Origin of the sequence: Aurantimonas manganoxydans SI85-9A1 (assembly GCF_000153465.1) — a bacterium.
In the GTDB taxonomy this organism is placed as follows: Bacteria; Pseudomonadota; Alphaproteobacteria; order Rhizobiales; family Rhizobiaceae; genus Aurantimonas; species Aurantimonas manganoxydans.
The window spans coordinates 2,555,501-2,581,014 of the sequence record NZ_CH672387.1; the positions used below are offsets into that span (position 1 = coordinate 2,555,501).

Here is a 25,514-nt window from a genome sequence, read left to right on the forward strand (position 1 = left end):
AACCGATCCGGCGGCTCCCCTTGCTCAGCGACAATGCCCGCGCCGCGCTCTTCATGCTCGTTTCCATGGCGGGCTTCGTCGTCAACGACACCTTCGTGAAGCTGGCGGCCGACCACATTTCGCCACCCCAGATCATGGCCGTGCGCGGCGTCGTCGCCTCGCTGCTGCTGTTCCTCCTGGCCTGGCGGATGGGCGCGCTGCGCCCGCTCGCCATGGCGATGAAGCCGCGGCTGCTGGTGCGCACCATCGCCGACATCACCGCGACCCTGTCCTACATCACGGCCCTCTCCCACATGCCCATCGCCAACGCCTCGGCGATCTTCCAGGCGCTGCCGCTGACCGTCACGCTGGGCGCGGCGCTGTTTCTCGGCGAGCCCGTCGGCTGGCGGCGGTGGGCGGCGATCGCCGTCGGCTTCGTCGGGGTCCTCGTCATCGTGCGGCCAGGTACCGACGGCTTCACCATCTACTCCCTCGCCGTGCTGGCGTCGGTCGCCGCATCGGCGGTTCGCGACCTGACGACCCGGCGCATGGACCCGAAGGTGCCGTCGCTGTTCATCGCCATGATCACCGCGATCGCCGTCTCGCTGCTCGGCTGGCTGCTGATCCCGCTGGCGGGCGGCTGGCGGCCGATGCCGGCCTTGACGCTGGTCCATCTGAGCTGCGCGGCGGCGTCCATCGCCGTCGGCTACATCTTCATCGTCCAGGCGATGCGGATCGGCGACATGGGCTTCGTCGCGCCCTTCCGCTATGCCGTCCTCGTCTTCGCCCTGATCCTCGGGCTGGTCGTCTTCGGCGACCTGCCCTCGCCGCTGACGCTGCTGGGCGCGGCCATCGTGGTGGCGAGCGGACTTTACACCCTATATCGGGAACGGGTCCGGGGCGTCGCCGCGCCAATCAAGACACAGGTGCACTGATGCTGAGGGATACTCCCGGTCACGACGCCGAGCCGACGGTCCTGCCGACGGCCGGAACGCCTCCCGCCGCCGCAGCGGTCACGGGCGCCGCCGCGCGCCGCCCGATGCTGGTCACGCTGATGATCGCCTCGGCGCTGTCGCCGCTTGCCATCAACATCTTCATTCCGTCGATGGCCTCGATCGCCGCCGATCTGTCCGCCGACGGCGCGACGGTCGGCCTCGGCCTGTCGCTCTATCTGGTGGCGACGGCGCTGATCCAGCTCGTCGCCGGACCGCTCTCCGACCGCTATGGCCGGCGGCCGATCATTCTCGGCGGCATGGTGCTGTTCCTCGTCGGCACGCTGCTCTGCCTGATGGCCGACGACGTGGCGCTGTTCCTCGTCGGCCGCGTCGTGCAGGCCGCGAGCGCCACAGGCATCGCCCTGTCGCGGGCCATCGTGCGCGACGTCTACAGCCGCGAGCGGGCGGCCGCGATGATCGGCTACGTCACCATGGGGCTTGCCGTCGCGCCGATGATCGGTCCGCTGATCGGCGGCGTCCTCGACACCGCCTTCGGCTGGCGCAGTGTCTTCTGGCTGCTGACCGGCATCGGCATCGTGACGATCGTGCTTCTGGCCTTCGACCTGTCGGAAACCAACAGCGAGACCGGCCGGCCGATCCTGCCGCAGCTGCGCGCCTATGGCGAACTCGCCGGCTCCTCGGCCTTCTGGATCTATGTCGGCACCTCGTCGCTGACCTCGGCGGTGTTCTTCGGCTTCCTCGGCGGCGCGCCCTTCATCGCCATGACCGTGCTGGGCATGACGCCGGCCGGCTACAGCGTCTGGTTCGCGCTCTGCGCCATCGGCTACATGCTCGGCAATTTCGCCACCGCGCGGCTGTCGGAACGCTTCCGCATCAAGACCATGATGGTCACCGGGGCGGCGATCTCGCTGGCCGCGACCAGCCTGTCGCTGGCGCTGATCGCTGGCGGGCTCCTGTCGCCGCTGACGCTGTTCGCGCCGATGCTCTTCGTCGGCTTCGGCAACGGGCTGGTGCTTCCGACGGCGACCGCCGGCGGCGTCAGCGTCATGCCGCAGGCCGCCGGGGCCGCCGCGGGCATGCTCGGCGCCTGCCAGATCGGCGTCGGGGCCCTCAGCTCGATCCTCGCGGCGCTTCTGGCCACCGGCAGCGGCGGCGCCGTCGGCCTGCTCCTGCTGATGACCGGCATCGCCATTGCCGGCCTCGGCGTGGCGCTGTCGGCCAGGCGCGTGAACGCCGCCGGCTGACGCCAATGATGGTTTCATCCGAAAGCGCTTGACGGTTGCCTCCCCCGGCAAAAATTGCCAGCATTGGCGCCATAACAGGCATGCCTTCCTGACAGGCCACACCGGTCCGGGCATGCCGTCCACCCACAAGAGGTTTTCATGCGTCTCACCCGAACTCTCGCCCTTGCCGCCACCGTTGCCGCCCTCGCCCTCGGGCACGCCCAGGCGCAGGAGAGCGACGCCGACAAGGACTGGTCGAAGGTCGTCATCGGCACCGAAGGCGCATATCCGCCGTTCAACTTCCTCGACGCCTCCGGCGAACTTCAGGGCTTCGACGTCGACATCGCCAAGGCGCTGTGCGCCGAGATGAAGGTCGAGTGCAGCTTCGTCACCCAGGATTGGGACGGCATCATCCCGGCGCTGCAGAACGGCAATTTCGACGCGCTCGTCGCGTCGATGTCGATCACGCCGGAGCGTGAGGAGCAGATCGCCTTCACCAACAAATATTACCAGACCCCGCCGGCCATCGCCGTGCCGAAGGATTCCGACATCACCGAAGCCACCGCCGAGGCACTGGCCGGCAAGGCGATCGGCGCGCAGACCTCGACCACCCATGCCCGCGCCGCGGAGAGCTACTTCCCCGACGCCGAAGTCCGCCAGTACCCGACCGCCGAGGAATACAAGCTCGACATCGAGAGCGGCCGCGTCGACGCGGTGGTCGACGACGTGGTGGTGCTGGACGAGTGGCTGAAGAGCGACGCCGGCGCCTGCTGCAAGCTGCTCGACACGCTGAAGGCCGATCCGGCGATCTACGGCAAGGGCATCGGCATCGGCCTGCGCCAGGGCAGCGACAAGCTGGCCGGCATGTTCAACGACGCCATCGCCGCGATCCGCGAGAACGGCACCTATGACGAGGTGCAGAAGAAGTATTTCGAGTTCGACGTCTACGGCGAGTAAGCCCGGACCCGAGACATGCGAAGCCGCGGCGGGGCGACCCGCCGCGGCTTTTTCATGCGCGATCGACCGCGGCGGTCAGCCGAGATCGTATTGCCATTCGGACGGCCGGAAGGCGTAGGCGGCGTCGCCCGAACCCTCGACCACATGGCCGATGCTGGGAAACGCGATGTGCATGCCGGCGATGCGCGTGCGATTGGCGGCGACATCCGCCAGCAGCGCCTCGCGCGTGGCGATCGCCACCTGCGGATCGCCGTCGAAGGCGATGCCGACATCCGGCCGGGCGAACTGGATCGCGCCGGCATGGACGACGTCGCCCCAGACCAGGAGGCCATCTGCGCCCTCGCCGATCATGTAGCCGCAATGGCCGGGCGTGTGGCCGAAGAGCTCGCGCGCGGCAATGCCCGGTACCACCTCGCCGGCCGCCGCGAAGGTCTTTACCTTGTCGCCGGCGACCTCCATGGCGGTGCGGGCCGCGTCGAAGAAGCCCTTGACCGAATCCGGCGCCGCATCGCGGTTCTCGATGCTGGTCCAGAAATCGTATTCGGCCTTGTGGACATGGACCGTGGCATTCGGGAAGGCGAGCTTCCCGTCGAGCACCAGGCCGCCGACATGGTCGGGATGCAGGTGGGTCAGTAGCACCGCGTCGATGTCCTCGGGCGGGATGCCGGCCGCCGTCAGGCGATCCTGCAGCTTGCCCATCTGCGGGAAGGCGCCGGCGCCGCCGGTGTCGATCAGCACCGTCTGCTCGGGCAGATGCACGACATAGGCGTTGACGCCGGTGGTCACCGGCGGGGCGCCCTTGAAGGCCTCGTCCAGCAGGCGTTCGGCCTCGGACGCCTCGATGTTGGACAGAAGCGCGATGTCGAGGTCGAGATAGCCGTCGGAGACCGCGGTGACGATCGCCTCGCCGACGCGAATCTGCTGGACCGGCAGCACCTGGCTCGTCGGCGTGGGCGCCTTGGCGGCGGCCGGCAGCGCGCCGAAGCGCATGAGGATGGGGGCGCTCAGCGCGCCGGCAACGAAGTGGCGGCGGGAAACGGGCATGGGCAGGCTCCTTGAGGTTGCAGAGCGTGGAAATATCGCCGCGTCCGGCCAATGCAATGAAACGGTGTGTCTGCCCGGCTTGATGATCCCGCCGGTGGCGGCTAACCATGGATTTTGATGGATCATTACTGGACGCTCATCGGCTTTGGCCCCACGGGATGGGGAGACGACATCGCCTGGGGCGCCCTCGTCACCGTTTCGCTCGCCCTCGCGACCCTGCCGATCGGCCTCGTCTTTGGCTTCCTCCTGTCGCTCGCGAAACAGTCCGACGACCGCTATCTGAGCCTGTCGGCCAACATCTACACCACGATCTTCCGGGGCCTGCCGGAACTCTTGACGCTGTTCGTGGTGTATTTCGGCGCCAACGGCCTCCTGCGCTCCATCACCCAGTCCACCGGCCTGCCGGACATCGCCTTGTCGAGCTTCGTGTCCGGCATGATCGCGCTGGGCTTCGTCTTCTCGGCCTTCGCCAGCGAGGTCTTCCTGTCGGCCTTCCGGGCGATTCCCCACGGCCAGCGCGAGGGCGCCGCGGCGCTCGGCCTCGGTCCGGCGCGGATCATGATTCTCGTCATCCTGCCGCAGATCATCCGCATCGCCCTGCCGGGCCTCGCCAATCTGTGGATGAACCTCCTGAAGGACACGGCGCTGGTCTCGGTCATCGGGCTCGCGGACATCATGCGCCAGACCGGCATCGCGGCGCGCGTCACGCGTGAGCCGTTCTACTTCTTCGGCGTGGCGATCGTGCTCTATCTGGTACTCACCATGCTGTCCTCGATTGCCATCGGCGGCATCGACCGCTGGACCAGGCGCGGAGACGTGGCGAAATGAGCGATGCCGCAATGGCCGCGCCGCCGGTGGTCAAGCCGAAGCCGAAGATCGGCGGCCTGATCGCGATTGGCATCTGGATCGCCATCTCCATCGGCCTGGCGATCTACATCATCCGCGGCTTCGATCCGACCTTGTTCACACGCTTCGGCCCGTCCTACCTGTCGGGCCTGTGGATCACCATCACGCTGGTCGTCGGCTCCTTCGTCTGCGGCGCCGTCGTATCCCTGCCGGTGGCGCTCGGCCGCATGTCGGCCAACCCGGTGGCGCGCACCCTCGCCTTCGTCTTCGTCTATTTCTTCCGCGGCACGCCGCTGATCGCCCAGATCTTCCTCGTCTATTACGGCTTCGGCCAGTTCCGCGGCGCCTTCGAGACGGTGGGCCTGTGGTGGTTCTTCCGCGAGGCCTGGTACTGCGCGCTGTTCTCGCTGACGCTCAACACGGCGGCCTATCAGGCCGAGATCCTGCGCGGCGCCATCCAGAGCGTGCCGACCGGCCAGTGGGAGGGCGCCCGGTCGCTGGGCATGCCGCGGGTGGTGATCTTCTTCAAGGTCATTCTGCCCCAGGCGATGATCGTGGCGCTCAGGCCCTATGCCAACGAGATCATCCTGATGATCAAGGCCTCGGCCATCGTGGCGATCATCACCGTCTACGATCTTTTCGGCGAGACGCGGCAGGCCTATTCGCGCACCTTCGACTTCCAGACCTATGTCTGGGCGGCGGTGCTGTATCTCGCCATCGTCGAGGGGCTGAGACACGCGACCAACTTCATCGAGCGGCGGCTGACCCGGCATCTGAAGCGTTAGCTTGAGAGCCGGACGGCCACCGGATTGAAACGCGAGGCGACCGCGCAAGGTCACTCGCATCGCAGAACGACATATTGGGGGAGTGAGAACATGGCGAAAGTTGCATTCATCGGTCTCGGCGTCATGGGATATCCGATGGCCGGACATCTCAAGGCAAAGGGCGGCCACGACGTGACCGTCTTCAACCGGTCCGCCGCCAAGGCGCAGAAATGGGTCGACGCGCATGGCGGCGCCCATGCCGCGACGCCGCGCGAAGCGGCCAAGGACGCCGATTTCGTGTTCTGCTGCGTCGGCAATGACGACGACGTGCGCTCGGTGACCTACGGCGACGACGGCGCCTTTGCCGGCATGAAACCCGGCGCCATGCTGATCGACAACACCACCGCTTCGGCCGAGCTCGCCCGCGAGCTGGCGGAAGCGGCCAGCGCCAAGGGCTTCAAGTTCATCGACGCCCCCGTCTCGGGCGGCCAGGCCGGCGCGGAGAACGGCGCCCTCACCGTGATGTGCGGCGGCGAACAGGGCGATTTCGACGCCGCAAAGCCGGTCATCGACGCCTATGCCAAAATGGTCGGCCTGATGGGCCCGGCCGGCGCCGGGCAGCTCACCAAGATGATGAACCAGATCTGCATCGCCGGTCTCGTCCAGGGCCTGTCCGAGGCGATCGCCTTCGGCAAGAAGTCCGGCCTCGACATCGAGAACGTCGTCAGCGTCATCTCCAAGGGCGCCGCCGGCTCCTGGCAGATGGAGAACCGCCACAAGACCATGGATGCCGGCCAGTACGAGCACGGCTTCGCCATCGAATGGATGCGCAAGGATCTCGGCATCTGCCTCGCCGAGGCCAAGCGCAACGGCGCCACCCTGCCGGTCACCGCGCTGGTCGACCAGTTCTATGCCGAGGTCGAGGCGATGGGCGGCAAGCGCTGGGACACCTCGGCACTGCTCGCCCGCCTGGAGCGCTGAGCGCGCTTCACACATTGCATGAAGTGGCGGCCAGATCGATTCCGGTCTGGCCGCCAAGCAACTGATATCGCGCGCCGATCGCCGGCTCAGGTCTCGCGCGGTTCCTTGTCGAGGACCATGTAATCCAACGGCATCTGCGTCGTGTACTTGATCTGCTCCATGGCGAAGGACGAGGACACGTCGCGGATCTCGATCTTCGAGATCATGCGCTGGTAGAAGGCGTCATAGGCGGCGATGTCCGGCACGACGACGCGCAGCAGGTAATCCACGTCGCCGCTCATGCGGTAGAATTCCATCACCTCGGGAAACTCGCCGATCACCTCGGAGAAGCGCTTCAGCCATTCGTTGGAATGCGAATTGGTGCGGATCGAGACGAAGACGGTGACGCGGGCATTGACCTTGACCGGGTCGAGGATCGCAACGCGGCGGCGGATCACCCCCTCCTCCTCCAGCTTCTGGATGCGGCGCCAGCACGGCGTGGTCGACAGGCCGACACGCTTGGCGACGTCGGCTACCGCCAGCGTCGCGTCTTCCTGCAGCAGTCTCAGTATCTTCTTGTCCAGCCGGTCCATCGACGTGTCACTCCTGTCCTTGCGCCCGAGGATTACAGGAGCCGGCGGCAAATCGGTAGGGTGGCCGATCAATCGCCCGCTCAGACAAGCTCCCCGACGCGCCGGCGCAGTTCCGGCAGCAATTCCTCGCCGAACCAGGGATGACGCTTCAGCCAGCCGCTGTTGCGCCAGGAGGGATGCGGCAGCGGCAGCACCGGAGCGAAGCGTCCGCCCTCGGCGAGGATCGTCCGCCAGTTCGTCACCGTTTCGGTCAGGCTCCGTCCGGCACCGGACGCGATGTGGAAACGCTGGGCATGCTGGCCGATCGCCAGGATCAGCTCGATCTGCGGCATCGCCGCCATCGCCCGGTCGTGCCATGCGGCGCGGCATTCGATGCGCGGCGGCCGGTCGCCGCCCATTGGATCGGTGCCGGGAAAGCAGAAGCCCATGGGCAGGATCGCCACCCGCGCCGAATCGTAGAAGACCTCCGGCGACAGCCCCAGCCAGTCGCGCAGGCGGACGCCCGACGGATCGTTGAACGGCGTCGTCGAGCGGTCGGCGAGGTTGCCAGGGGCCTGGCCGGCGATCAGCAGCCGGGCCGTGCCGGAGAGGGCCAGCACCGGATTGGGCGTGACCGGCAGCGGCGGCCCGACCGGCGCGTCGCGGCAGATCCGGCAGGCGCGGATCGTGTCGTAGAGCGCTGCCGGATCCTCGGCCGCTGCCGATGCCAAGGGGACGTCAGGCCTTCGCGCTGGGCCGTGCCGAGGTCTCGGCGTACCAGCGCGCGACATTGGAGAGGTTGTCCGGCAGGTCGATCTTCGCCGGCTTCATGAAGTCCATGGCCACGAGGCCGGTGATGTCGGCGATGCTGTAGTCGGCGCCGGCGGCGAAGCGGTGGTCGGCCAGATGCTGGTCGAGAAGGGCCAGGAAGTCGAGCGCCTTGGGACGGTTCGCCGCGCCCCATTCGGCGATCTGCGGCACTTCCCATTCGGCCATCGCCGGATGGGTGTGGCGGAAGGCGGCGGCGACGCAGGCGTAGAAGCCGAGCTCGATGCGGCGGTTCCACATCTCGACCAGGGCGCGGCCGAGAGCGCCCGTGCCGAACAGCGCCGGCTCGGGATGCAGTTCCTCGAAATAGCGGCAGATGGCGACGGATTCGGTCAGGATCGTGCCGTCGTCGAGTTCCAGGACGGGAAGCCGCTGCAGCGGGTTGCGACTGCTGATCTCCTCCGACCGATGGCCGAGCTTGGCCATATCCACCGCTTCGGTCGGCACCGACAGGCCCTTCTCGGCCAGGAAGATCCGCACCCGGCGCGGATTGGGCGCGCGGCCACCATCGAACAGCTTCATCGCAAGGTCCTCCCACTCTTTTTTCACTCCGAGCATTAGGCACGCGCCCCTCCGGCGGCAAGCCCGCATCCGCCGCCATGGGGGCGCCGGCGCCGTGCGGCATCGGGTTCGCGACGGCGCTTTTCCCCAGAGAAACTCGACATTTCGCGATTCCTTAAGAGAGTTTCTTAATCTCCTCGAAACATCATGGGCACTCCGGCAAGCGTATGCAGGCGATCGATCGCGTTCATGACAATCGCAGCTCCCCATTCCTACGACCACACGGTCATCGCCAGACGACGGGCCACCCGCAATGGCGACCTGACCCGGACGCTGAAAGCCGCGCGGGAACGTCTGTCGGCGCGTGGCGGGCTGCAGCCGAACTTCGAACGCGAGCTCCTGGTCCAGCATGCCGCGGCGATCCAGGCGGCGGCGATCGTCCTGCCCCTGCCGGTCATTCTCACCGGGTTCGGCCTGTCGATCTTCACCGGGCCGCTGCCGGCGATCCTGTGGACCGGCTTCGCCCTGCTCGGCCATTTCGCCCTCGTCGTCGTGTCGCGGCGGTTTCCGGCCGACAATCTGACCCGTGCCGGCATCACCCGCTGGTCGCGGATCTTCCTCGCCGGCCATGTGGCGGCCGGCCTGTCCTGGGCGTATCTGGCGACGCTGGCCTGCGCCGAATGCCAGCCGCTGCGCTTCGAGCTCTTCCAGTTCACGGTGATCTTCCTCGCCATCGCGATGATCGCCATGGTCTCCTCGACGCTGCGCGCCGTCGTCCCGCTCACCTTCCTGCCGACCATCCTGGTGCTCGGCTATGGCATCGTCACCACCGCCCAGCCCATGGCGTCGGCGATGTACGGGGTCCTGATCGGCGCCGTGCCGTTCTTCGCCTTCGTCGCCGAGATGCTGCGCCGCGCCAGCATCGCCCGGCTGAAGCACCAGAGCGAGAAGGACGAGCTGATCGCCGAGCTGGAAATGGCGAAGATCATGTCCGACGAGGCCCGCAGCCGGGCCGAAGAGGCCAACCTCGCCAAGTCGCGATTCCTGGCCACGATGAGCCACGAGCTGCGCACGCCGCTGAACGCCATCCTCGGCTTCTCCGAAGTGATGAGCAACGAGATCCTCGGCCCCATCGGCAACGAATCCTACAAGGACTACATCGCCGACATCCATGCCTCGGGGCAGCATCTGCTCGGCCTGATCAACGAGATCCTCGATCTGTCGCGGGTCGAGGCTGGGCGCTACGCGCTGAGCGAGGAAGCCGTCGACATCGTCGCCATCGCCCGCGACTGCCTCGGCTATGTCCGGGTGAAGGCGGAGGCCAAGGATCTGGTGATCGGCGCGGAGTTCGAGGCGGACTTGCCGGCCATGTGGGCCGACGAGCGCTCGCTGCGCCAGATCATCCTCAACCTGCTGTCGAACGCGGTGAAGTTCACCCCGCGCGGCGGCGAGATCACCCTGCGCGTCGGCTGGACCGCCGGCGGCGGCCAGTATCTGGCGGTCAAGGACAACGGTCCGGGCATCCCCGAGGAGGAGATCCCGATCGTCCTGTCCTCCTTCGGCCAGGGCTCCATCGCCATCAAGAGCGCCGAACAGGGCACCGGCCTCGGCCTGCCGATCGTCCAGGCGCTGATGAAGATGCATGACGGCTCGTTCGAGCTGCGCTCGCGGCTGCGCGAGGGCACCGAGGCGATCGCGATCTTCCCCAATTCCCGCGTCCTGGAAGTCATGCCGGCCCTCGACGAATACGCCTGAGGCCTGTCCACCGTGGCGGCTCCTTAGCCGGACGCGAGGACGCGGCGCGCTTGTACGTCACGGCCCCAGAGGCCATATCCGGATGACGACACGCGGTGCGACGACGCCCGCCGACGCCCCGATTGTGACACCGACGCGCCGCGGACCCATGAGCATCGAAAGCCCCTGCATCTCCCTGTGCGCGATCGATCCGCGGTCCGGCTTTTGCTTCGGCTGCGGCCGCACGGGCGAGGAGATCGGCGCGTGGATCGCCTTCTCGCCGGAACAGCGCCGCGCCGTGATGGACACCCTGCCGGCGCGCATGGCGACGATCGAGCGCCCGGCCCGGCGCGAGACCAAGCGCCGGCGGCTGGAACGCGAGCGGGCCGAAGCGCAGGGAGCGGACGATGCGTAGAGGCAGCCTCCTCTGGATCATCCTCGCCGTTCTCGGCGCGGCGTGCCTGGCCCTCGTCCTCAACCAGGATGGCACCATCGCCGGCCTGCCGGACAACCAGTTCGCCAGCCTCGCCTATTACGGCGTCTGGGGGCTGGCGCTGGCTTCCGGCGCGATCCTGTTCCTGCGGACGAATCTCGCCGGCGCGCTGAAGGGCGCGGCGATCTGGGGCCTCGCCTTCCTCGTGCTGATCGCCGCCTATGGCTTTGCGCCGGAACTCTCGGCGCTGAAGGACCGAGTCGTTGCCGTTCTCGTGCCCGGCACGCTGGTTTCGGTCGGCGACGGCACTGAAGGCAGCCGCTTCATGTCGCTGCGCGGCGCCGACGACCATTTCCACCTCGACGGCGAGATCGACGGCAAGCCCATCTCCTTCATGGTCGACACCGGCGCCTCGATGATCGCGCTCGACCGCACGACGGCCGAATCCGTCGGCATCGACACGTCCCAGCTGCGCTATTCGCAACAGGTGATGACGGCCAACGGCGTCGTCGGCGCGGCGCCGGTGCGGCTCGACGAGGTGCGGGTCGGCGACATCGTGCGGCGCGGTGTGGCGGCGGCGGTGACGGAGAGCGACGGTCTCGGCGTTGCGTTGCTTGGCATGAGCTTCCTCAACACCCTCACCTCCTTCGACTTTCGCGGCGACCGGCTGATCCTGACCGACTGAACGATCGTCTCAGAGGAGCGAATAGGCGAAGCGCGCGGCGACGATCAGCAGGAAGGCGCCGAAGCCGAGCTCGAGCTGGCGGCGGGTCAGCCGATGCGCCAGCGCGGCCCCCAGCGGCACTGCCAGAATCGAGGCCGGCGCGATCAGCAGCACTGCCGCGAGACTGACGAAGCCGATGCTGTAGGCCGGCAGCAGCGGGTCGCCCCAGCCGCCGATGGCGTAGGAAAGCAGGCCGGGAACCGAGATCAGCACGCCGACGCCGGCGCTGGTCGCCACCGCCTCGATCATCGGCCGGTTGTAGAGCGTCATGAAGGTGTTGTTCAGGACACCGCCGCCGATCCCCATCAGCGAGGACAACAGGCCGATCAGGAAGCCGGCGACCGAGCGGCCGGCAAGGCCGGGCAGCTGCTTGCCGAAGGACATCGGCACCTTGCCGAAGACCAGCTTCAGCCCGAGCACCAGGGCCAGCGCCGCGAAGATGCCGCGCAATTCGCCCGACGAGGCCGCCGCGGCGACCATGGCCCCCGCGATCGCTCCCAGCGGGATCGCCACCACCCATTCCTTCAGGAGCCGCCAGTCGACGACGCCGCGCCGCCAGTGCGAGACCAGCGAACGGATCGAGGTGGGTACGATGATCGCCAGGGACGAGCCGATCGCCAGATGCATCGAGACCTCGTGGCTGACGCCGAGTTCCTCGAAGGTCTGGTAGAGCACCGGCACGAAGATCGCGCCGCCGCCGATGCCGAACAGGCCGGCGAGGAAGCCCGCGGCGGCAGCCGCTCCGAAGAGCGGCAGAAGGTAGGGAATCAGCGCGGACGCTTCGATCGGCTGCATGGTTCCTCATAGGGCGGAACAGTCGCGAATGCATCCGTTATGTTGCACCGCGCAAAAGCCGGCGCGTGGGCGCTGCGATTCTGTCGATGGTCAGCTCCGCAGCATCCCGGCGGGCAGCGCATGATTTGCAGCCAGGCATGGCAGTTATTCCCACGAACCGTTATACTGGCCGTTCTATCTTCTGACAAACCGATGGAACGCCATGACGAAAATCGAGTTTCGAGCCGCCTTGAAGTCTCTTGGCCTGTCCCAGAGCAAGTTCTCCGAGCGCATGGGCGTCAGGCCAAATACCGTCTCGACGTGGGCAAGCGTTGCGGCTGCCGTTCCCGGGCCTGTCCGCGCCTATCTTGAACTGGCGTTGGCCGTTCGGTCGCTACCGGTCTAGCGATTGACGCATCCCGAGGGAATCGTGCACCGTTCATGCACCCGCTCGGAAATGGTGAAACGGCGAAACGGATAGAGGTGGGATCATCCGATTGGATGATCACCACGACCTATCCCATTGTCGTGCATCGCGCCGTCGGCGCCAGTCGAACGGAGTTCCGCGGCCGCTACAGCGTTCTCGGCGCGATGTATATCGAGGCGGATCCGTTCGATCTCATCGACAACGAGCGTGCCAGCGCACGTAATAACCTTTTGACTTACTCTGAATGGCCGCGCAGCTTGAGAGCGTAGCAGGAGGCCCGCCGGCTTGGTGTCGACGGGGACTCTCGTCAAATGGCCGAAGCCGCTAACATCGCCGGTGGGAGGAGCGGAGGCTGCGGCCGGCGGTCTGGCTATCTGCGTTCCACCGGCTTTAAGACGCTTCGTTGCTTCTCGGGGCGGCGAATTATCAGACCAAAGTCCGTCGACAGCATACGCGGTGCAGGTCCACACAAGATCATATCCAGCGGGGAGGTCACTATGCGTCGCATTGCCCTTTGCAGCTTCGTAACTCTCGGCCTGCTTGTAGGCGGCGCCTTGGCGCAGGGGTCGATAGCACCTGAAATCGATCCAATCGAAGCGCGCCAAGCTATCATGTCCAACAATGGTGCTGCCGCAAAGCTCGGTGGCCAGATGGTGAAAGGCGAAACTCCTTTCGATGCGGCTGCCGCCGGAGTTGCCCTGCGAACATTGTATTCAGGATCTCTCGGCTTTGGGCACTATTTCCCAGAAGGTTCGGAGACTGGCGGTGACACTGAGGCCGCCCCGGCAATCTGGGAAAAGCCGGACGAATTTCGGGCGGCCCTCGCCAAATTCCAGAATGATGCGGCCGCCGCGATCGAAGCGAAACCAGAGAACGTAGACGCCTTCAAGCAGGCGTTTAGCTCGGTGACGACAAATTGCAAAAGTTGTCACGATGAATTTCGCGTAGAGAAGAACTAGAATTTCGCTGTCATCGCTCATCCCGGCCGGGTGTTGATTTCCACGCGGAACTGACTCGGGTTTTCCATCGAGAAGCGACCCGGCTTCGAGTTAAGTTGAGATGGTCATGTCTGGGTCAAGGTATGTTCGATTTTCTTCCTTTTGCGGTTCATGGTTGCGGTGTTCGCCCTGAAGCGGAAGCTGTCATTTCCGGTTTCCAAGTTGTGGCAGCAATGGGTGAGCCGATCGAGTAGAGCGGTGGTCATCTTGGCATCGCCGAAGACGGTGGCCCACTCGCTGAAGCCCAGATTGGTCGTGATGACAACGCTGGTGCGCTCGTAGAGCTTCCTCAGCAGATGGAAGAGCAGTGCGCCGCCGGAGGCACTGAACGGCAGGTGTTCAAGCTCGTCCACGGTCACGAGGTCGAGACGGGCAAGGGTCTCGGACAATTGGCCGGCCTTTCCCTTGGCCTTCTCTTGTTGGAGCGTGTTGACGAGAGAGGTGGCTCGGTTTGTCTGAACAGGCTCGTCGGCCTGGTAAGTGGATTGGCTGCCGGGTTTAGGCCGCTGCGAGAAGCGGCCGGTTGAAGTAGGCGCGGTCCGGTGTTTTCCGACCCAAGCTCGAATGCGGACGTCGTCCGTTGTAAAATGCCAGGTATCTGGCGATCGATGCGCGGGCATGGCTGACGGTCTCATAGGCTCGGAGGTAGACCTCGTCGATTTGGGTCGGCCCCCACCGAGTGGTCCAGGGCAAATCTCAGTTTATGAGCGGTCTTTGCGCCAAGGCTGGTGTGGCCAGCGAAGCTGGTCCGGATGGCGAAGCCGGACCGGGTTGGCTTCGAGAGTGGCAAGATGTCCGGCTGGCTCTGGCATGAGCTCGGTCGCTTGGGCCTCCCGGTTGTCTGCGTCGATGCCAGGCACGCTCATGCCGTCCTCTCAACGAGTGTCGTCTAACGCCAGAGGTCAACTTCTCCTGGCGCAGGGGGCAACCATAGTGACCGCCGACATGTCGGGTGATCGTCACCGGCGCGGCCGAACCGCGTCATGCCGCGTGGCGCTTGTCGCCATCCAGCCGCACGGCGGCGAAGGCCTCGCGCAGGAGCTGCGGCCCGGCGTTCGGGCGCACTGCGCCGTCCGATAGGATCTGGCGCCAGCGCCGCGCGCCGGGCATGCCGTTGAACAGGCCGAGCATGTGCCGAGTCACCTGCCCCAGCCGGCCGCCGCGTTCCAGATGCCGCGCCGCGTAGTCCGCCATGGTGTCGATCAACGCAGCGTAATCCACCGGCCGGGGCGCGGCGCCGAAGACGCGGGCGTCGACCTCGGCCAGGCGGTCCGGCGTCTGGTAGGCCGCGCGGCCCATCATCACCCCGTCGACGCGGTCGAGCTCCTCGACGGCCGCATCCAGCGTCGTCAGCCCGCCATTGAGGCCGACGAACGCCTCCGGCAATCGCTGTTTCAGGCGGTGGACGCGGTCGTAGTCGAGCGGTGGGATGTCCCGGTTTTCCTTCGGGCTCAGCCCCTGCAGCCAGGCTTTTCGCGCATGCACCCAGATCGTGGTGACGCCGGCGGCGATCGCCGCATCGGCCAGATCGTCCAGCGCCGGCTCCGGGTCCTGCTCGTCGACTCCGATCCGGCACTTCACCGTCACCGGCACGTCACTCGCTTCGGCCATGGCCGCGAGGCAACGGCCGACCAAGTCGGGCTCGCGCATCAGGCAGGCGCCGAACGCCCCGGACTGCACCCGGTCGGACGGGCAGCCGACATTCAGATTGATCTCGTCATAGCCGAAATCTGCTGCGATCCGGCAGGCTTCCGCCAGTTTCTGCGGCTCCGAGCCGCCGATCTGCAGTGCTAGCGGGCTCTCGACCGCGTCATGGCCAAGCAACCGGTCCCGGTCGCCATGGAGGATCGCGTCGGCGACGACCATCTCGGTATAGAGCAGCGCATGCCAGGTGAGCTGCCGATGGAAGAATCGGCAATGCCGGTCGGTCCAGTCGATCATCGGCGCGATCGCGAACGCAGAACCCTTTGTTGTGCTAGTTTTTGACGCTGATTCAGTCACTTGACCGGACTGCACTGATCTAATGTTCTCGACCAAACTCGGCCTTTTCCGACTGTCTTATAGCTATTGCTACGTCGTAGCGACCTCAGAGGCGCGTAGCAACTTGGGAGCCATCAACGCACGCAGACGGGCCGACGGATCGTCAACGTATACCGCACAAATTCGCATCCCGAGAGCCGAAGCGCTCGTTCACGGATGGCCGATTTGCCCTTCTTGATTGAGTAGAGGTTGCACGTAGAGGCAGAAGAGCACGCCGTGCGGATTCCCGTCGAGAAGCATCTAAGATGTGTCGTTCCCGCAACCATAGGATTGCGACGCTGAGGTAACTAGCGACTTCAAACAAGGATGGTCACCGAGATGCAAAGCCAGCCCGAACAAGCGCAAAACGCCAGTCAAAAACCGCCACTGGATTCAGAGGATCAGCATGATCCTTTCGTGAGCAGACGGTCGCGCTCGAACGACGACTACAGCTGGGATCGCTGGGAAACTGGAGACGTGCGAGGATAAGTCCTCCCTTCCGCGCAACCTGATCACTGAAAACGAAAGCCGTCGCACGCCAGGGGATGCGACGGCTTCGCCAAATGGTTCGCTCGCAAGGTCCACCCGGATGACTACTTCACTAGGATAAGATACTCACTCAAGCGATTCGCTAGGGTCGATACCCATTCATCCTATTGAAGCTTCGAAGCAAATCAGATTCCCTCGTGCGCAAAGGAGCCAAGGGAGGATCGGATGGCACGACTGTTCTGGCTGAACGACGAGGCGTGGGCCGCTATCGAGCCGCATCTGCCAAAGAACCAGCCGGGGGCGCGTCGCGTAGATGATCGCCGGGTCATCAGCGGCATCCTGCACGTTCTCAAGACCGGCAGCCGTTGGCAGGACTGCCCGAGCGAATACGGACCTGCAACGACGATCTATAACCGCTTCAACCGCTGGTCCCGACGGCAAATCTGGACCAGCATTCTGGAGCACTGGTCGCAACAGGTGTGCTAGGGAGCGGACTCATTAGGCATTGATCCAGATGCGGACGGCAGCCAGCTTGAGAGCGGCGGCGAAGTTGTCGGCGCGCCGGTCGTAGCGCGTGGCAAGGCCCCGCATCTGCTTGATGCGATTGGAGAAGCGCTCGACGAGGTTGCGCTGGCGGTAGACCCATCGACTGAAGGCGAAGGTGCCCTTGCGGATAGAGCGCGGCGGGATGTTCGCCCAGGCATTGCGGCTGGCGACGAAGGAGCGGATGCCGTCCGTGTCATAAGCTTTGTCGGCGATGACGGTCGCTCCGGGCGCGACGGCGTCGAGCAGCTTGGTCGCCATCGGCGCGTCGCCGGCCTGTCCGGCCGTCAGCTCAAGGCGCACAGGGCGCCCTTCGGCGTCAACGAGAGCATGGATCTTGGTGGTCAGGCCGCCACGGGAATGTCCCATGCAAGGATCGGCAGATCCCCCTTTTTCGCGCCGGCACCATGCTGGTGGACGCGAACGCAGGAGCTGTCGATCATGACGATGTCGCCGTCATAAGCCTTCGATACCGCTGCCAGGAGGCGATCCCACACACCGGCGGTCAGCCAGCGCGTGAAGCGGTTGTAGAGCGTGGTCCGAGGACCGTAACGCTCCAGGACATCGCGCCAGGATGAGCCGGTGCGGAACCGCCAGAGGATGCCGTTGATCACCCGCCGGTCGTCGACCCGGGCGACGCCGCGGCTGTTTTGCGGCAGCAGCGGCTCGATGACAGCCCATTCCTGGGGACTGTCAGGAATTCCGTGTGTGGGCGGGCGGTTGAACAATTTCAGGCCATGGCCTGTGTGAAGCGCTCACCGTAGAGGATGGCGAACTGCGCTTTGGCCATTGCCCACTCACGAGGCGGCATTTTCCACTCCTTCTCCGATTGATTCAAGACCAGGAAGAGAAGCTTCATCGCAGCGTCGTCGGTCGGGAAGTGGCCTCGAGCCCGGACAGCCCTGCGCAGTTTTGAGTTCAAAGCCTCAATAGCGTTGGTCGTATAGACCATTCTGCGGACCTCCTCGGGGAAGCCATAGAACGGAACGACCTCGGCCCAGGCCCGGCGCCAGCTCTGCCCAATGGCTGCGTATCGGTGGCCCCATTCGCCTTCCTCAAAGGCCGTCAGGGCCTTCTCGGCTGCCACCGCGTCGGCCGCTCGGTAAATGTCCTTTAGCGCGGCCGCGACGGCCTTGCGGTCCTTGTAGGACGTGAAGTCGAGGCTGTGGCGCAGGAGATGGACAATACAGGTCTGGACGGTGGCTTCAGGGAAGACGGCGACGATGGCCTCAGGAAAGCCCTTCAGCCCGTCGACGATGGCAAGCAGGACGTCCTCAACGCCGCGGTGCTTCATCTCGTTCATGACCCGCAGCCAGAACTTGGCGCCCTCGTTCTGCTCGAGCCAGAGGCCGAGGATCTCCTTGGTGCCGTCGGCGCGCACGCCAAGGGCGATGTGGACCGCCTTGTTTCTGACGAAGCCTTCGTCGCGGATCTTCACACGCAGAGCATCGAAGAACACGATCGGATAGACCGCCTCCAGTGGCCTGGCCTGCCAGGCGGCGACCTCTTCCAGAACGGCGTCCGTGACCACCGAAATCAGGTCCGCAGAAACATCGACGCCGTAGAGATCGTGAAGGTGCCCAACAATCTCCCGATTGCTCATTCCCCGGGCATACATCGAGATGATCTTCTCGTCGAAGCCCGGGAACCGCCGCTGATATTTGGCAATGAGCTGCGGGTCGAAGCTGCCCTGCCGATCCCGCGGCACGGCAAGATTGAACTTGCCGCTGTCCGTCGTCACGGTCTTGCGGCCGTAGCCATTACGGCCGTTTCCGGCGCCGTTCTCGCCGGCCAGATGGTGATCCATCTCGGCGTTCAGGGCACGCTCGGCGAATGCCTTCTTCAGGCCGTCGAGCAAACCGCCCGGGTCGAAGGCAGTCTTCGGATCGGCGCCAGACAGAAGCTGGTCGAGAAGCGCGTCAGGAATGCTGGGTTCTTTGCGGCGGGCCATGGGTCTCTCCTTCGGTCCCATTATGCCCGCTCACACACGGAATTCCTGACAGTCCCCATTCCTGATCTGACAGTTCATCGCGACGCATGGCAATCTCCCTTCCAGGAGATTGAATCAGATTACGCCACCTCGCTGAACCCGTTTATGGGGACGCTCTCTAAGCCGCTCAGCCTCGATCGACTCCACCTACGTGAAAGCACACCGATCTGCTCATGGAGGAAAAGGGGGGGGCGAAGGCGGAGACTATCGGCCCTTCTCAAGGTGGGCAGACAACAAAGATCCATGCCATCACCGACTGCCTCGGCCGCCCGGCGATCCTCCGGCTGACACCCGGCAATATCAGCGACGTGGGTGCTGCAAATGACCTGCTGGATGCTGCGGGACCGGTGCGCTGGTTCACCGCTGACAAGGCTATGATGCTGATGCTCTGCGGCAGCGGCTTCGCAATGTCGGCGGGGGCCCGTGATCCCAGGCAGATCAAGCCGGAAGACCCCAGTCGTATACGACAAACGACGCTACCGCGAGCGTTCGCGGATCGAAGCTGCCTTCTGCCGCCTCAAGGACTTTCGACGCATCGCAACCCGCTACGACAAGCTCGCCGCGAACTTCCTGTCCGCCGTCGCCCTAGTGACCATCATCGCTTTCCGGGTTTGATCGAGTCTCGACCCTAGATATCGTTCCGCCCTGCGGCCCAATCATCCACTTGCCGGTGAGCTTCATCTTTCACGACCCCGTAGGCTTCCTGGATTCGCCCAGCGAGCATGTCCTTGTTCCCCTCGACGCGATCAAGGTCGTCGTCAGTCAGCCTCCTCCACTGTTCCTTCGCGCTGCCCTTGAAGGGCTTTCACTTTCCTTCGATCTGATCCCAGGCAAGGTAAAAGCCTTTCTGGAGCGGCCGATCGAAGGCGACTGGCCCTATCTCTGGATCGACGCCACCTACCTCAAGGTCCGCCGCGGCGGCCGCATCGTCTCGGTTGCCGTGATCATCGCCGTCGGCGTCAACGCCGATGGCCGGCGTGAGGTTCTCGGCATGGAGATCGGCACCTCGGAAGCCGAGCCGATCTGGACCGAGTTCCTGAGAAAGCTGACCCGACGCGGCCTTCGCGGCGTGAAGCTCGTCGTGTCCGACGCTCACGAGGGCATCAAAGCCGCGGTCACCAAGGTGCTAACGGCGACATGGCAGCGCTGCCGCGTGCACTTCATGCGCAACGTCCTGGCCCATGCTGGCAAGAGCGGCCGTCGTGTCGTCTCCGCCTTCATCGCCACCGCCTTTGCCCAAGAGACGCCAGAGGCCGCCAGCCAGCAATGGCGCTCCGTCGCCGACCAGATCCGGCCAAAGGTGCCGAAGCTCGCTGCCATCCTCGACGAGGCCGAGCCCGACGTGCTGGCCTACATGACCTTCCCTAGGGAGCATCGGGCCAAATTGCACAGCACGAATCCGATCGAGCGGCTGAACGGCGAGATCAAGCGGCGCACCGACGTCGTCGGCATCTTTCCCAACGATGAGGCCATCCAGCGCCTCGTCGGCGCGCTGCTGCTCGAGCAAAATGATGAGTGGGCGGTTCAGCGGGCCAGGTACATGACACTGGAATCCGTCGCTCCCCTGAGCGATGATCCGTTCGTTAGCCTGCCAGCCGTGGCACGCTGATCAATCCGGCTTGGCCGGAACCGCACGGCCATCGCCGTCAGCTACACCACATGGTGGGACACTATCTGATCACCTTGGTCTGCGCCTCCGCTGCCGCGGTCTGATCGGTGATTTCTCCTGACAACGACCGCGCTATCCACGAGCGCGCAGGTCATCTCGACGGTGTGGCTATACCGTTGCGGACCACCGGCGCGGAATGGTCAGGGAACACACCCGGCAACACTTGGAGGTTGCCCATGCTGTTCCGTCTGCGCAGGTAAACTGTCAGATATCCGTCTTGGCGACGGGTGATTATTAGAGCGTCGGACACTTAATCAGACGCATATCCCGCGGCCTTGAGGTAGTTCCAGCACTCTTCTGGTTCAAAGAGGCCGCAGATATCGCCGATGGCCTTCCAGAGATCGTCGAATGTCCTGGCGGCAGCCTTGCTGCAGATGTGCCTTCAGCTTTGAGAACGCCATCTCAATCGGGTTCAGATCCGGCGAATAGTGTGGCAGGAATAGGAACCAGGCGCCTCTTCGTCCAGCTTGATCGCAAAGCTCTCGCTAACGCTAAAGTGGCGAGCCGCCGCCCGACAAGACTGACCCTTGTCGATGAAGCCGGCGACCCGTTCACGCAGATCAATCGAATAGCTTTTGCTCATGATCCACCTCCAACACGAGGGAATCACGGTGAAGGCTTAAAGGGAAGCGGGCCGGGGATTCTGGGAGTCAGTCCGACGCTCTAGCGGTTGCACATGCTGCGGGATACAGGCGTCACCAAAGAGAAAGCCGCCGCACTACGCTTCAACGAGTGCGGCGGCTTAGCCAATGGGTGGTCCTGCATGATTCATCCAGATGGCACAGTCGAACAATAGCACAGATGTGCAGTACACGGAATACGGAAAATGGCGCGCTCCCCGCCAGGACGGGCCGGTGACGCCGCTTATGTAATGGCTGACATCAGGTGTGCTGCTGTGCCTCACTTTCCGCGTCATGAATATAGATGTCCGCAGCATCTTGTAGGGCGTGTAAAGCGGATTTCGTTGGTGATACAAAGGTATTCCCGTAAACAGGCGTTGGAGAATCCAGCGCGGATCAGTCCACCGAATGCCTCCCCCAAGAATGCCCTCGATAGCTTTGGTTACCATCGAGCTCGACGTAGATATCTTCCGCCTGCAGTGCCAGAGTCAGGAGTGCTTGAGGAAATTCTTCCCAGCTGAAATCACCACCGTCGCTGTACGGGCCGCCTGGGCGGCGGCCCGCAATCTCCTTGGCCAGCCGGATTACGAAACCGGGCGCGGGAGGATAGGAGCGTATTTACAGCCTGAACCTATGTTTTTTCTTGCCCCGCGAGTTGCAGCATTCCGGGGCCCTTCGCGATTTCAGTGACGCGTCCCTAACGGGCTTGATGCCTGATCGTTCACAGAGGCTTTCGTCAGAGACGCTCCCCTGATCACCTTGGTCTGCGCCTCCGCTGCCGCATCATGATTGGTGATGGCAATCGCCTCACCGGTAATCTCTCGGGACCACTGCCGCACGGCCACGCTAAACACGAGCGCGCGGATCACCTAGGTGTTTGGTCCCGGCATGTCATGGCTTGGCCGACGAATGAATCGTTCCGGCTTTTCGAGGCTGATCGATTTGAGAGCCTCGAGTGGCGCTTTGAAGCGTAGTGCCTTGAGCTGCTTGGGGTAGTTGTAGGCGAGCAGCCATTCCCGGACGTGGCGTCGCAGGTTGTCGATCGAAGCGTAGTAGAATGCGCGGACGGTTGCCTCCTTGATCGTGCGGACCATCCGCTCGGCTTGGCCGTTGGTCCACGGGTGGTAAGGCTTGGTGAGCCGATGCTCGACGCCACGCTCGTTGCAGACCCTTCCGAAGACATGTGCGACGGACCGCCCTCGGCTCGTTTGTCAGGCTGGACGAACTGAACGCCGTTGTCGGTCAACACTGTGGGGATCCGGTAAGGAACCGCCCTGAGCAGAGCCTTGAGGAAGCCCGCAGCGACGAGCTTCGTCGCCTTCCTGTAAATCCTGGCGAAGACCAGCTTGGAGGCGCGGTCCACGGGCACGAACAGATAGGCCTTGCCGCCTTCGTAGCGCAACTCTGCGATGTCGATGTGAATGTAGCCGATCTCGTAAACCTTGAACCGCTTCGGCTTCTCGCGATCGGCCTTCGGCAGGCGGGAGATACCATGACGTTGCAGGCAGCGATGCAGCGACGAGGGCGTCAGATGGGGGATGACGTCCCTCAGCGTGACGAAGACGTCATCAAGCGGCAGGCGGGCCTGAACGCGTAGCGCCACGATCGCGGCCTCCTCAGTTGCTGAAAGGACGGAACTACGTCGCTCCTTTGGGCCCATTGGCTCGTCCTCGACCAACGCGCGTGATCGCCAGTTTCTCACGGTCTTCTGGTTGATCCCGAAGCGCCTCGCGAGCTCCGCAGAAGAAGCTTGCGATCGCTGTAGCTCCGCTCGAACGGCGTGCGTGGTCTTGGCGCTCCCGTGAAGAACCGGGCCCATAATGCGTTCCTCTCTGAACGAGATAACGATACGCCATTACACCGTGGGACTAAACACCTAGACGGTGTGGCCATCATGATAGCCCTGAGGGAGGTGCTAGGTGCCGGCGGCCTCTCCGACGTAGACGGTAACATGCCCGGAGATGCCATTCCGCGAGCCATGCCAGAACACCATCACCGCGCCGAGGCGGGCATGGTTTCGACACCGAACCAGAATCAGTTGCGGGCCAAGTGAGGATTGCCCGGGATCAAGCCGGTCGAGCTCTACTGGCCGAAGGCGCGGTCCAGGCCGTCGAGGCCGCGTTCCAGCCCGTCGCGCTCCTCGACGGTCAGCAGCGCCAGCACGTTGCTCTCGGCCTTTTCCACCTTGGGCATCAGCTCAGCGTAGACTCTCGAGCCCTCTACCGTCAGGGCGAGATATTCGAAGCGCCGGTCGGCGGTCGCACGGGTACGATGTAGCCAGCCCCGCTCATCGAGGGCGGAGACAGCGCGGCTAACCTTGGTCTTGTCCATCTCGGTGGCCTCGACGATATGCGAGGACGTCACTGTCTCGCCGTCAGCACTGCCGAGGATGACGAGGACACTGAATTCGGGGGCCGACAGCCGGTGCTCCCTTTTGTGGACCTGTGCGGCGACACGGCCCAGAACCGTGGCGGCACGGATCAGGCGACTGGTCAGGAGCAGGTCGGACCGGCGGTCGGCCGACCGGGATTTTCTTGCCGTGATCTGGCGCGCAGTCATCGTTCTTGTTCCCGGTGGCCGGAGGGGTCGCGGGGAAACAGCCGTGGCGATTGCCGTGCCGACACTTGCACCGCCAATCGTTGGAAACTGATCCGGTCTTGTCCTGTGAACGTCACATGAGCGCCGTGCGTTCCCGACCACCAACCGCTATTCGCCATGCCTTTGCCACAGGAAGGCGCCACGAGGGCCGCCGGCAACGCGCCGCAAGCGCGCCGGCCAAGGCATCACCACAGTCCTCGCTTTGCTTTTTCGGGCGAATTCCCTATAGCTTCGCGCCCAAATCGCTCTTCCAGACATGACAAGGATAATTCATTGTCTTCTACCTTCGACCGGGTCGCGGATATCATCGCCGAGACCAGCGAGATCGACCGCGCCGAGATCACGCCGGAAAGCCACACGATCGACGATCTGGGCATCGATTCGCTCGACTTCCTCGACATCGTCTTCGCGATCGACAAGGAATTCGGGATCAAGATCCCGCTCGAGAAATGGACCCAGGCGGTCAATGACGGCGAGGCGCCGACCGAGGAATACTTCGTCCTGAAGAACCTCTGCGCCAAGATCGACGAACTGCGCGCCGCCAAGGCCGGCTGACACAGCGGAACGGCGCCCGGCGCCGTTCGCCAGCGGGAGGCCCTCGGGAACCGATCGCCGGGCGGGACGGACGATTGGGATAGTGGAACGATTGCATGACACAGAATGCCAGAGACGTGGTGATCACCGGGATCGGGCTGGTGTCCTCGCTCGGCGAGGGCATCGCCACCCATCTCGACGCCATGGGCCGCGCGCCGGCACCGCAGCCGCGGATCGATGCCGAGACCTACGCGCCCTATTTCGTGCACCCGTTGCCGCCGATCGACTGGTCCAGCCAGATCCCCAAGCGGGGTGACCAGCGGCAGATGGAGACCTGGCAGAAGCTGGGCACCTATGCGGCCGGACTGGCGCTCGCGGATGCCGGCATTCCCGCCGACGAGGCCGTGCGCGCCAAGATCGACATGGTCGTGGCCGCCGGCGGCGGCGAACGCGACACCGCCGTCGACGCACTGGTCATGGACAAGGCGCGCGGCGCCAACGACCGCGACCGGATCGTCAACGAGACGCTGGGCAGCGAATTGCGCCCGACGCTGTTCCTGGCGCAGCTCTCCAACCTTCTCGCCGGCAACATCTCCATCGTCCACAAGGTGACGGGCTCCTCGCGCACCTTCATGGGCGAGGAAGCGGCCGGCATCTCGGCCATCGCCTCGGCGCGGGCACGGATCGCCGCCGGCCAGAGCGACATCTGCCTCGTCGGCGGCTCGTTCTCGGCCGAGCGCAAGGACCTGATCCTGAACTTCGACCTCGCCGGCCTGATGCTGCGCGACGACTGGCGGCCAGTGTCTTCGCGCACCGAGGGCCATGACGGCATCACCGTCGGCAGCGTCGGGGCGTTCCTCATCCTGGAATCGGCCGAACACGCGGCGGCCCGTTCAGCCCTCGCCTATGCGCGGCTGGTCAGCGCCTCCGGCGATCGCGGCAAGCGCGACGCCGAGCGCACGGCCGCGCGTTTCGAGGCGCTGCTGCCGCAGGGCGGATCGGCGAGCGACGAGACGCTGATCCTCAGCGGCGCCGCCGGCATCAAGCCGTTGCTGGATATGGAACGCAGCGTCCTGAACAAACGGTTTCCCGATGCCCCGGTCAGAGCGTATGGGACGATGCTCGGCCATGCCTTCGAGGCGCAGGTCCCGGCCGGCGTGGCGCTGGCCGCCGGCGCGCTGTCTCGCGGTGCGGTGATCCCGCCCTTCGATTTCGGCGAGGAACGCCCGGCTTCAGCGGCCCCGCGGCGCGCCATCGTGACCGCGATCGGTCACCTTCATGCAGAGGGTGCCTGCGAACTGGAAGCCGTGGACGGACGCAGACTGTAAGGAT

At 64.8% G+C, this 25,514-nt stretch carries 24 protein-coding genes and 8 pseudogenes; 17 read left to right on the forward strand and 15 right to left on the reverse strand.

Annotated features, from left to right (window positions below; genetic code table 11):
* Positions 1 to 20 precede the first annotated feature (20 nt).
* The 3 genes from SI859A1_RS12080 to SI859A1_RS12090 all read left to right on the forward strand — a co-directional run bounded on the left by SI859A1_RS12080 (position 21) and on the right by SI859A1_RS12090 (position 3,115).
* A complete protein-coding gene (locus SI859A1_RS12080; RefSeq protein ID WP_009210040.1) occupies positions 21 to 914 on the forward strand; it encodes a DMT family transporter in 894 nt (297 codons plus the stop codon).
* Complete coding sequence (locus tag SI859A1_RS12085) at positions 914 to 2,179, forward strand: multidrug effflux MFS transporter (RefSeq protein WP_244400985.1); 1,266 nt, start codon at positions 914 to 916, stop codon at positions 2,177 to 2,179. The genes SI859A1_RS12080 and SI859A1_RS12085 overlap by 1 nt, the downstream gene beginning before the upstream one ends.
* A 138-nt stretch (positions 2,180 to 2,317) precedes the next feature.
* Positions 2,318 to 3,115: an ABC transporter substrate-binding protein gene (locus SI859A1_RS12090; RefSeq protein ID WP_009210042.1), complete on the forward strand. Its 798-nt coding sequence runs from the start codon at positions 2,318 to 2,320 to the stop codon at positions 3,113 to 3,115.
* Between the two features lie 75 nt (positions 3,116 to 3,190).
* On the opposite strand, the gene SI859A1_RS12095 is transcribed toward SI859A1_RS12090, so the two are convergent.
* Positions 3,191 to 4,159 (reverse strand): MBL fold metallo-hydrolase, encoded by a 969-nt coding sequence (locus SI859A1_RS12095; protein WP_009210043.1) that lies wholly within the window; start codon positions 4,157 to 4,159, stop codon positions 3,191 to 3,193.
* Between the two features lie 117 nt (positions 4,160 to 4,276).
* Here SI859A1_RS12095 and SI859A1_RS12100 point away from each other — a divergent pair, with 117 nt between their 5' ends.
* From SI859A1_RS12100 to SI859A1_RS12110, 3 genes are read left to right on the forward strand one after another with little or no spacing between them, the layout of a single operon-like run.
* Complete coding sequence (locus SI859A1_RS12100) at positions 4,277 to 4,987, forward strand: ABC transporter permease (protein WP_009210044.1); 711 nt, start codon at positions 4,277 to 4,279, stop codon at positions 4,985 to 4,987.
* Positions 4,984 to 5,790, forward strand: a complete 807-nt coding sequence (locus tag SI859A1_RS12105; RefSeq protein ID WP_040325750.1) for an ABC transporter permease — start codon at positions 4,984 to 4,986, stop codon at positions 5,788 to 5,790. Before SI859A1_RS12100 ends, SI859A1_RS12105 begins: the two co-directional genes overlap by 4 nt.
* Positions 5,791 to 5,814: 24 nt before the next feature.
* On the forward strand, positions 5,815 to 6,750 hold the full coding sequence (locus SI859A1_RS12110; RefSeq protein ID WP_338024708.1) for an NAD(P)-dependent oxidoreductase: 936 nt from the start codon (positions 5,815 to 5,817) through the stop codon (positions 6,748 to 6,750).
* A gap of 86 nt (positions 6,751 to 6,836) precedes the next feature.
* Here the strand turns inward: SI859A1_RS12110 and SI859A1_RS12115 are convergent, their stop codons facing one another.
* The 3 genes from SI859A1_RS12115 to SI859A1_RS12125 all read right to left on the reverse strand — a co-directional run bounded on the left by SI859A1_RS12115 (position 6,837) and on the right by SI859A1_RS12125 (position 8,651).
* Complete coding sequence (locus SI859A1_RS12115) at positions 6,837 to 7,322, reverse strand: Lrp/AsnC family transcriptional regulator (RefSeq protein WP_009210047.1); 486 nt, start codon at positions 7,320 to 7,322, stop codon at positions 6,837 to 6,839.
* Between the two features lie 80 nt (positions 7,323 to 7,402).
* A complete protein-coding gene (locus SI859A1_RS12120) occupies positions 7,403 to 8,032 on the reverse strand; it encodes a uracil-DNA glycosylase family protein (protein ID WP_009210048.1) in 630 nt (209 codons plus the stop codon).
* Positions 8,033 to 8,039: 7 nt separating this feature from the next.
* Entirely contained in the window at positions 8,040 to 8,651 is a 612-nt protein-coding gene (locus tag SI859A1_RS12125) for a glutathione S-transferase (protein ID WP_009210049.1), read from the reverse strand.
* A gap of 228 nt (positions 8,652 to 8,879) precedes the next feature.
* Between SI859A1_RS12125 and SI859A1_RS12130 the strand changes: the two genes are divergently transcribed.
* The 3 genes from SI859A1_RS12130 (at position 8,880) to SI859A1_RS12140 (ending at position 11,482) form a co-directional block, all read left to right on the forward strand.
* Positions 8,880 to 10,385: a sensor histidine kinase gene (locus tag SI859A1_RS12130; RefSeq protein ID WP_009210050.1), complete on the forward strand. Its 1,506-nt coding sequence runs from the start codon at positions 8,880 to 8,882 to the stop codon at positions 10,383 to 10,385.
* Between the two features lie 148 nt (positions 10,386 to 10,533).
* Positions 10,534 to 10,779: a DUF1289 domain-containing protein gene (locus SI859A1_RS12135; protein ID WP_040325751.1), complete on the forward strand. Its 246-nt coding sequence runs from the start codon at positions 10,534 to 10,536 to the stop codon at positions 10,777 to 10,779.
* Complete coding sequence (locus tag SI859A1_RS12140) at positions 10,772 to 11,482, forward strand: retropepsin-like aspartic protease family protein (protein ID WP_009210051.1); 711 nt, start codon at positions 10,772 to 10,774, stop codon at positions 11,480 to 11,482. The genes SI859A1_RS12135 and SI859A1_RS12140 overlap by 8 nt, the downstream gene beginning before the upstream one ends.
* Before the next feature lie 9 nt (positions 11,483 to 11,491).
* On the opposite strand, the gene SI859A1_RS12145 is transcribed toward SI859A1_RS12140, so the two are convergent.
* Positions 11,492 to 12,316 (reverse strand): sulfite exporter TauE/SafE family protein, encoded by an 825-nt coding sequence (locus SI859A1_RS12145; RefSeq protein WP_009210052.1) that lies wholly within the window; start codon positions 12,314 to 12,316, stop codon positions 11,492 to 11,494.
* A gap of 480 nt (positions 12,317 to 12,796) precedes the next feature.
* Here SI859A1_RS12145 and SI859A1_RS12155 point away from each other — a divergent pair, with 480 nt between their 5' ends.
* Together SI859A1_RS12155 and SI859A1_RS20960 are read left to right on the forward strand one after the other, a co-directional pair.
* The gene (locus SI859A1_RS12155) at positions 12,797 to 12,991 is read left to right on the forward strand and encodes a hypothetical protein (RefSeq protein WP_040325753.1); all 195 of its coding nucleotides are present in this window, start codon (positions 12,797 to 12,799) and stop codon (positions 12,989 to 12,991) included.
* A gap of 228 nt (positions 12,992 to 13,219) precedes the next feature.
* A complete protein-coding gene (locus SI859A1_RS20960; RefSeq protein WP_081451389.1) occupies positions 13,220 to 13,681 on the forward strand; it encodes a c-type cytochrome in 462 nt (153 codons plus the stop codon).
* A 104-nt stretch (positions 13,682 to 13,785) separates the two neighbouring features.
* On the opposite strand, the gene SI859A1_RS20390 is transcribed toward SI859A1_RS20960, so the two are convergent.
* Both SI859A1_RS20390 and SI859A1_RS20965 read right to left on the reverse strand, forming a co-directional pair.
* Positions 13,786 to 14,286 (reverse strand): ATP-binding protein, encoded by a 501-nt coding sequence (locus tag SI859A1_RS20390; protein WP_081451472.1) that lies wholly within the window; start codon positions 14,284 to 14,286, stop codon positions 13,786 to 13,788.
* A pseudogene (locus SI859A1_RS20965) lies at positions 14,219 to 14,395 on the reverse strand (integrase core domain-containing protein); the annotation flags it as partial. The gene SI859A1_RS20390 and the pseudogene SI859A1_RS20965, both read right to left, overlap by 68 nt.
* A gap of 89 nt (positions 14,396 to 14,484) precedes the next feature.
* Between SI859A1_RS20965 and SI859A1_RS22470 the strand changes: the two are divergent.
* Positions 14,485 to 14,598, forward strand: a pseudogene (locus SI859A1_RS22470) (IS110 family RNA-guided transposase); the annotation flags it as partial.
* Positions 14,599 to 14,701: 103 nt separating this feature from the next.
* Here SI859A1_RS22470 and dusA read toward each other — a convergent pair.
* Positions 14,702 to 15,721: a tRNA dihydrouridine(20/20a) synthase DusA gene (gene dusA, locus SI859A1_RS12165; RefSeq protein ID WP_148233973.1), complete on the reverse strand. Its 1,020-nt coding sequence runs from the start codon at positions 15,719 to 15,721 to the stop codon at positions 14,702 to 14,704.
* 732 nt (positions 15,722 to 16,453) lie between these two features.
* Here dusA and SI859A1_RS12170 point away from each other — a divergent pair.
* A pseudogene (locus SI859A1_RS12170) lies at positions 16,454 to 16,687 on the forward strand (transposase); the annotation flags it as partial.
* Between the two features lie 39 nt (positions 16,688 to 16,726).
* Here the strand turns inward: SI859A1_RS12170 and SI859A1_RS20970 are convergent.
* A protein-coding gene (locus SI859A1_RS20970; RefSeq protein ID WP_420804769.1) for an IS5 family transposase occupies positions 16,727 to 17,472 on the reverse strand; the annotation gives its coding sequence in 2 pieces (ribosomal slippage) (positions 16,727 to 17,154 and positions 17,154 to 17,472; 747 coding nt in all).
* A gap of 29 nt (positions 17,473 to 17,501) precedes the next feature.
* On the reverse strand, positions 17,502 to 18,722 hold the full coding sequence (locus SI859A1_RS12185) for an IS256 family transposase (protein ID WP_040325647.1): 1,221 nt from the start codon (positions 18,720 to 18,722) through the stop codon (positions 17,502 to 17,504).
* 166 nt (positions 18,723 to 18,888) lie between these two features.
* On the opposite strand from SI859A1_RS12185, the pseudogene SI859A1_RS22130 reads away from it, so the two are divergent.
* Positions 18,889 to 19,376: pseudogene (locus tag SI859A1_RS22130) on the forward strand (IS5 family transposase); the annotation flags it as partial.
* 13 nt (positions 19,377 to 19,389) lie between these two features.
* Here SI859A1_RS22130 and SI859A1_RS20980 read toward each other — a convergent pair.
* A pseudogene (locus tag SI859A1_RS20980) lies at positions 19,390 to 19,641 on the reverse strand (CsbD family protein).
* Between SI859A1_RS20980 and SI859A1_RS12190 the strand changes: the two are divergent.
* Positions 19,585 to 20,370 (forward strand): annotated as a pseudogene (locus SI859A1_RS12190) (IS256 family transposase); the annotation flags it as partial. The pseudogenes SI859A1_RS20980 and SI859A1_RS12190 overlap by 57 nt on opposite strands.
* A gap of 310 nt (positions 20,371 to 20,680) precedes the next feature.
* Here the strand turns inward: SI859A1_RS12190 and SI859A1_RS20985 are convergent.
* The 4 genes and pseudogenes from SI859A1_RS20985 to SI859A1_RS12205 all read right to left on the reverse strand — a co-directional run.
* Positions 20,681 to 20,885 (reverse strand): annotated as a pseudogene (locus SI859A1_RS20985) (transposase); the annotation flags it as partial.
* A complete protein-coding gene (locus SI859A1_RS21655; protein ID WP_154653369.1) occupies positions 20,843 to 21,013 on the reverse strand; it encodes a hypothetical protein in 171 nt (56 codons plus the stop codon). The pseudogene SI859A1_RS20985 and the gene SI859A1_RS21655, both read right to left, overlap by 43 nt.
* Before the next feature lie 906 nt (positions 21,014 to 21,919).
* Positions 21,920 to 22,869, reverse strand: a pseudogene (locus SI859A1_RS20990) (IS481 family transposase).
* A gap of 263 nt (positions 22,870 to 23,132) precedes the next feature.
* Positions 23,133 to 23,609 carry a MarR family winged helix-turn-helix transcriptional regulator gene (locus SI859A1_RS12205; RefSeq protein WP_050767526.1) on the reverse strand — a complete coding sequence of 159 codons (477 nt, stop codon included), beginning with the start codon at positions 23,607 to 23,609 and terminating at the stop codon, positions 23,133 to 23,135.
* 312 nt (positions 23,610 to 23,921) lie between these two features.
* Here SI859A1_RS12205 and SI859A1_RS12210 point away from each other — a divergent pair, with 312 nt between their 5' ends.
* A complete protein-coding gene (locus SI859A1_RS12210; protein WP_024351348.1) occupies positions 23,922 to 24,203 on the forward strand; it encodes an acyl carrier protein in 282 nt (93 codons plus the stop codon).
* 95 nt (positions 24,204 to 24,298) lie between these two features.
* Positions 24,299 to 25,510, forward strand: coding sequence for a beta-ketoacyl-ACP synthase (locus tag SI859A1_RS12215; protein ID WP_009210062.1), 1,212 nt, complete (start codon positions 24,299 to 24,301; stop codon positions 25,508 to 25,510).
* The last annotated feature ends 4 nt before the right edge of the window (positions 25,511 to 25,514 follow it).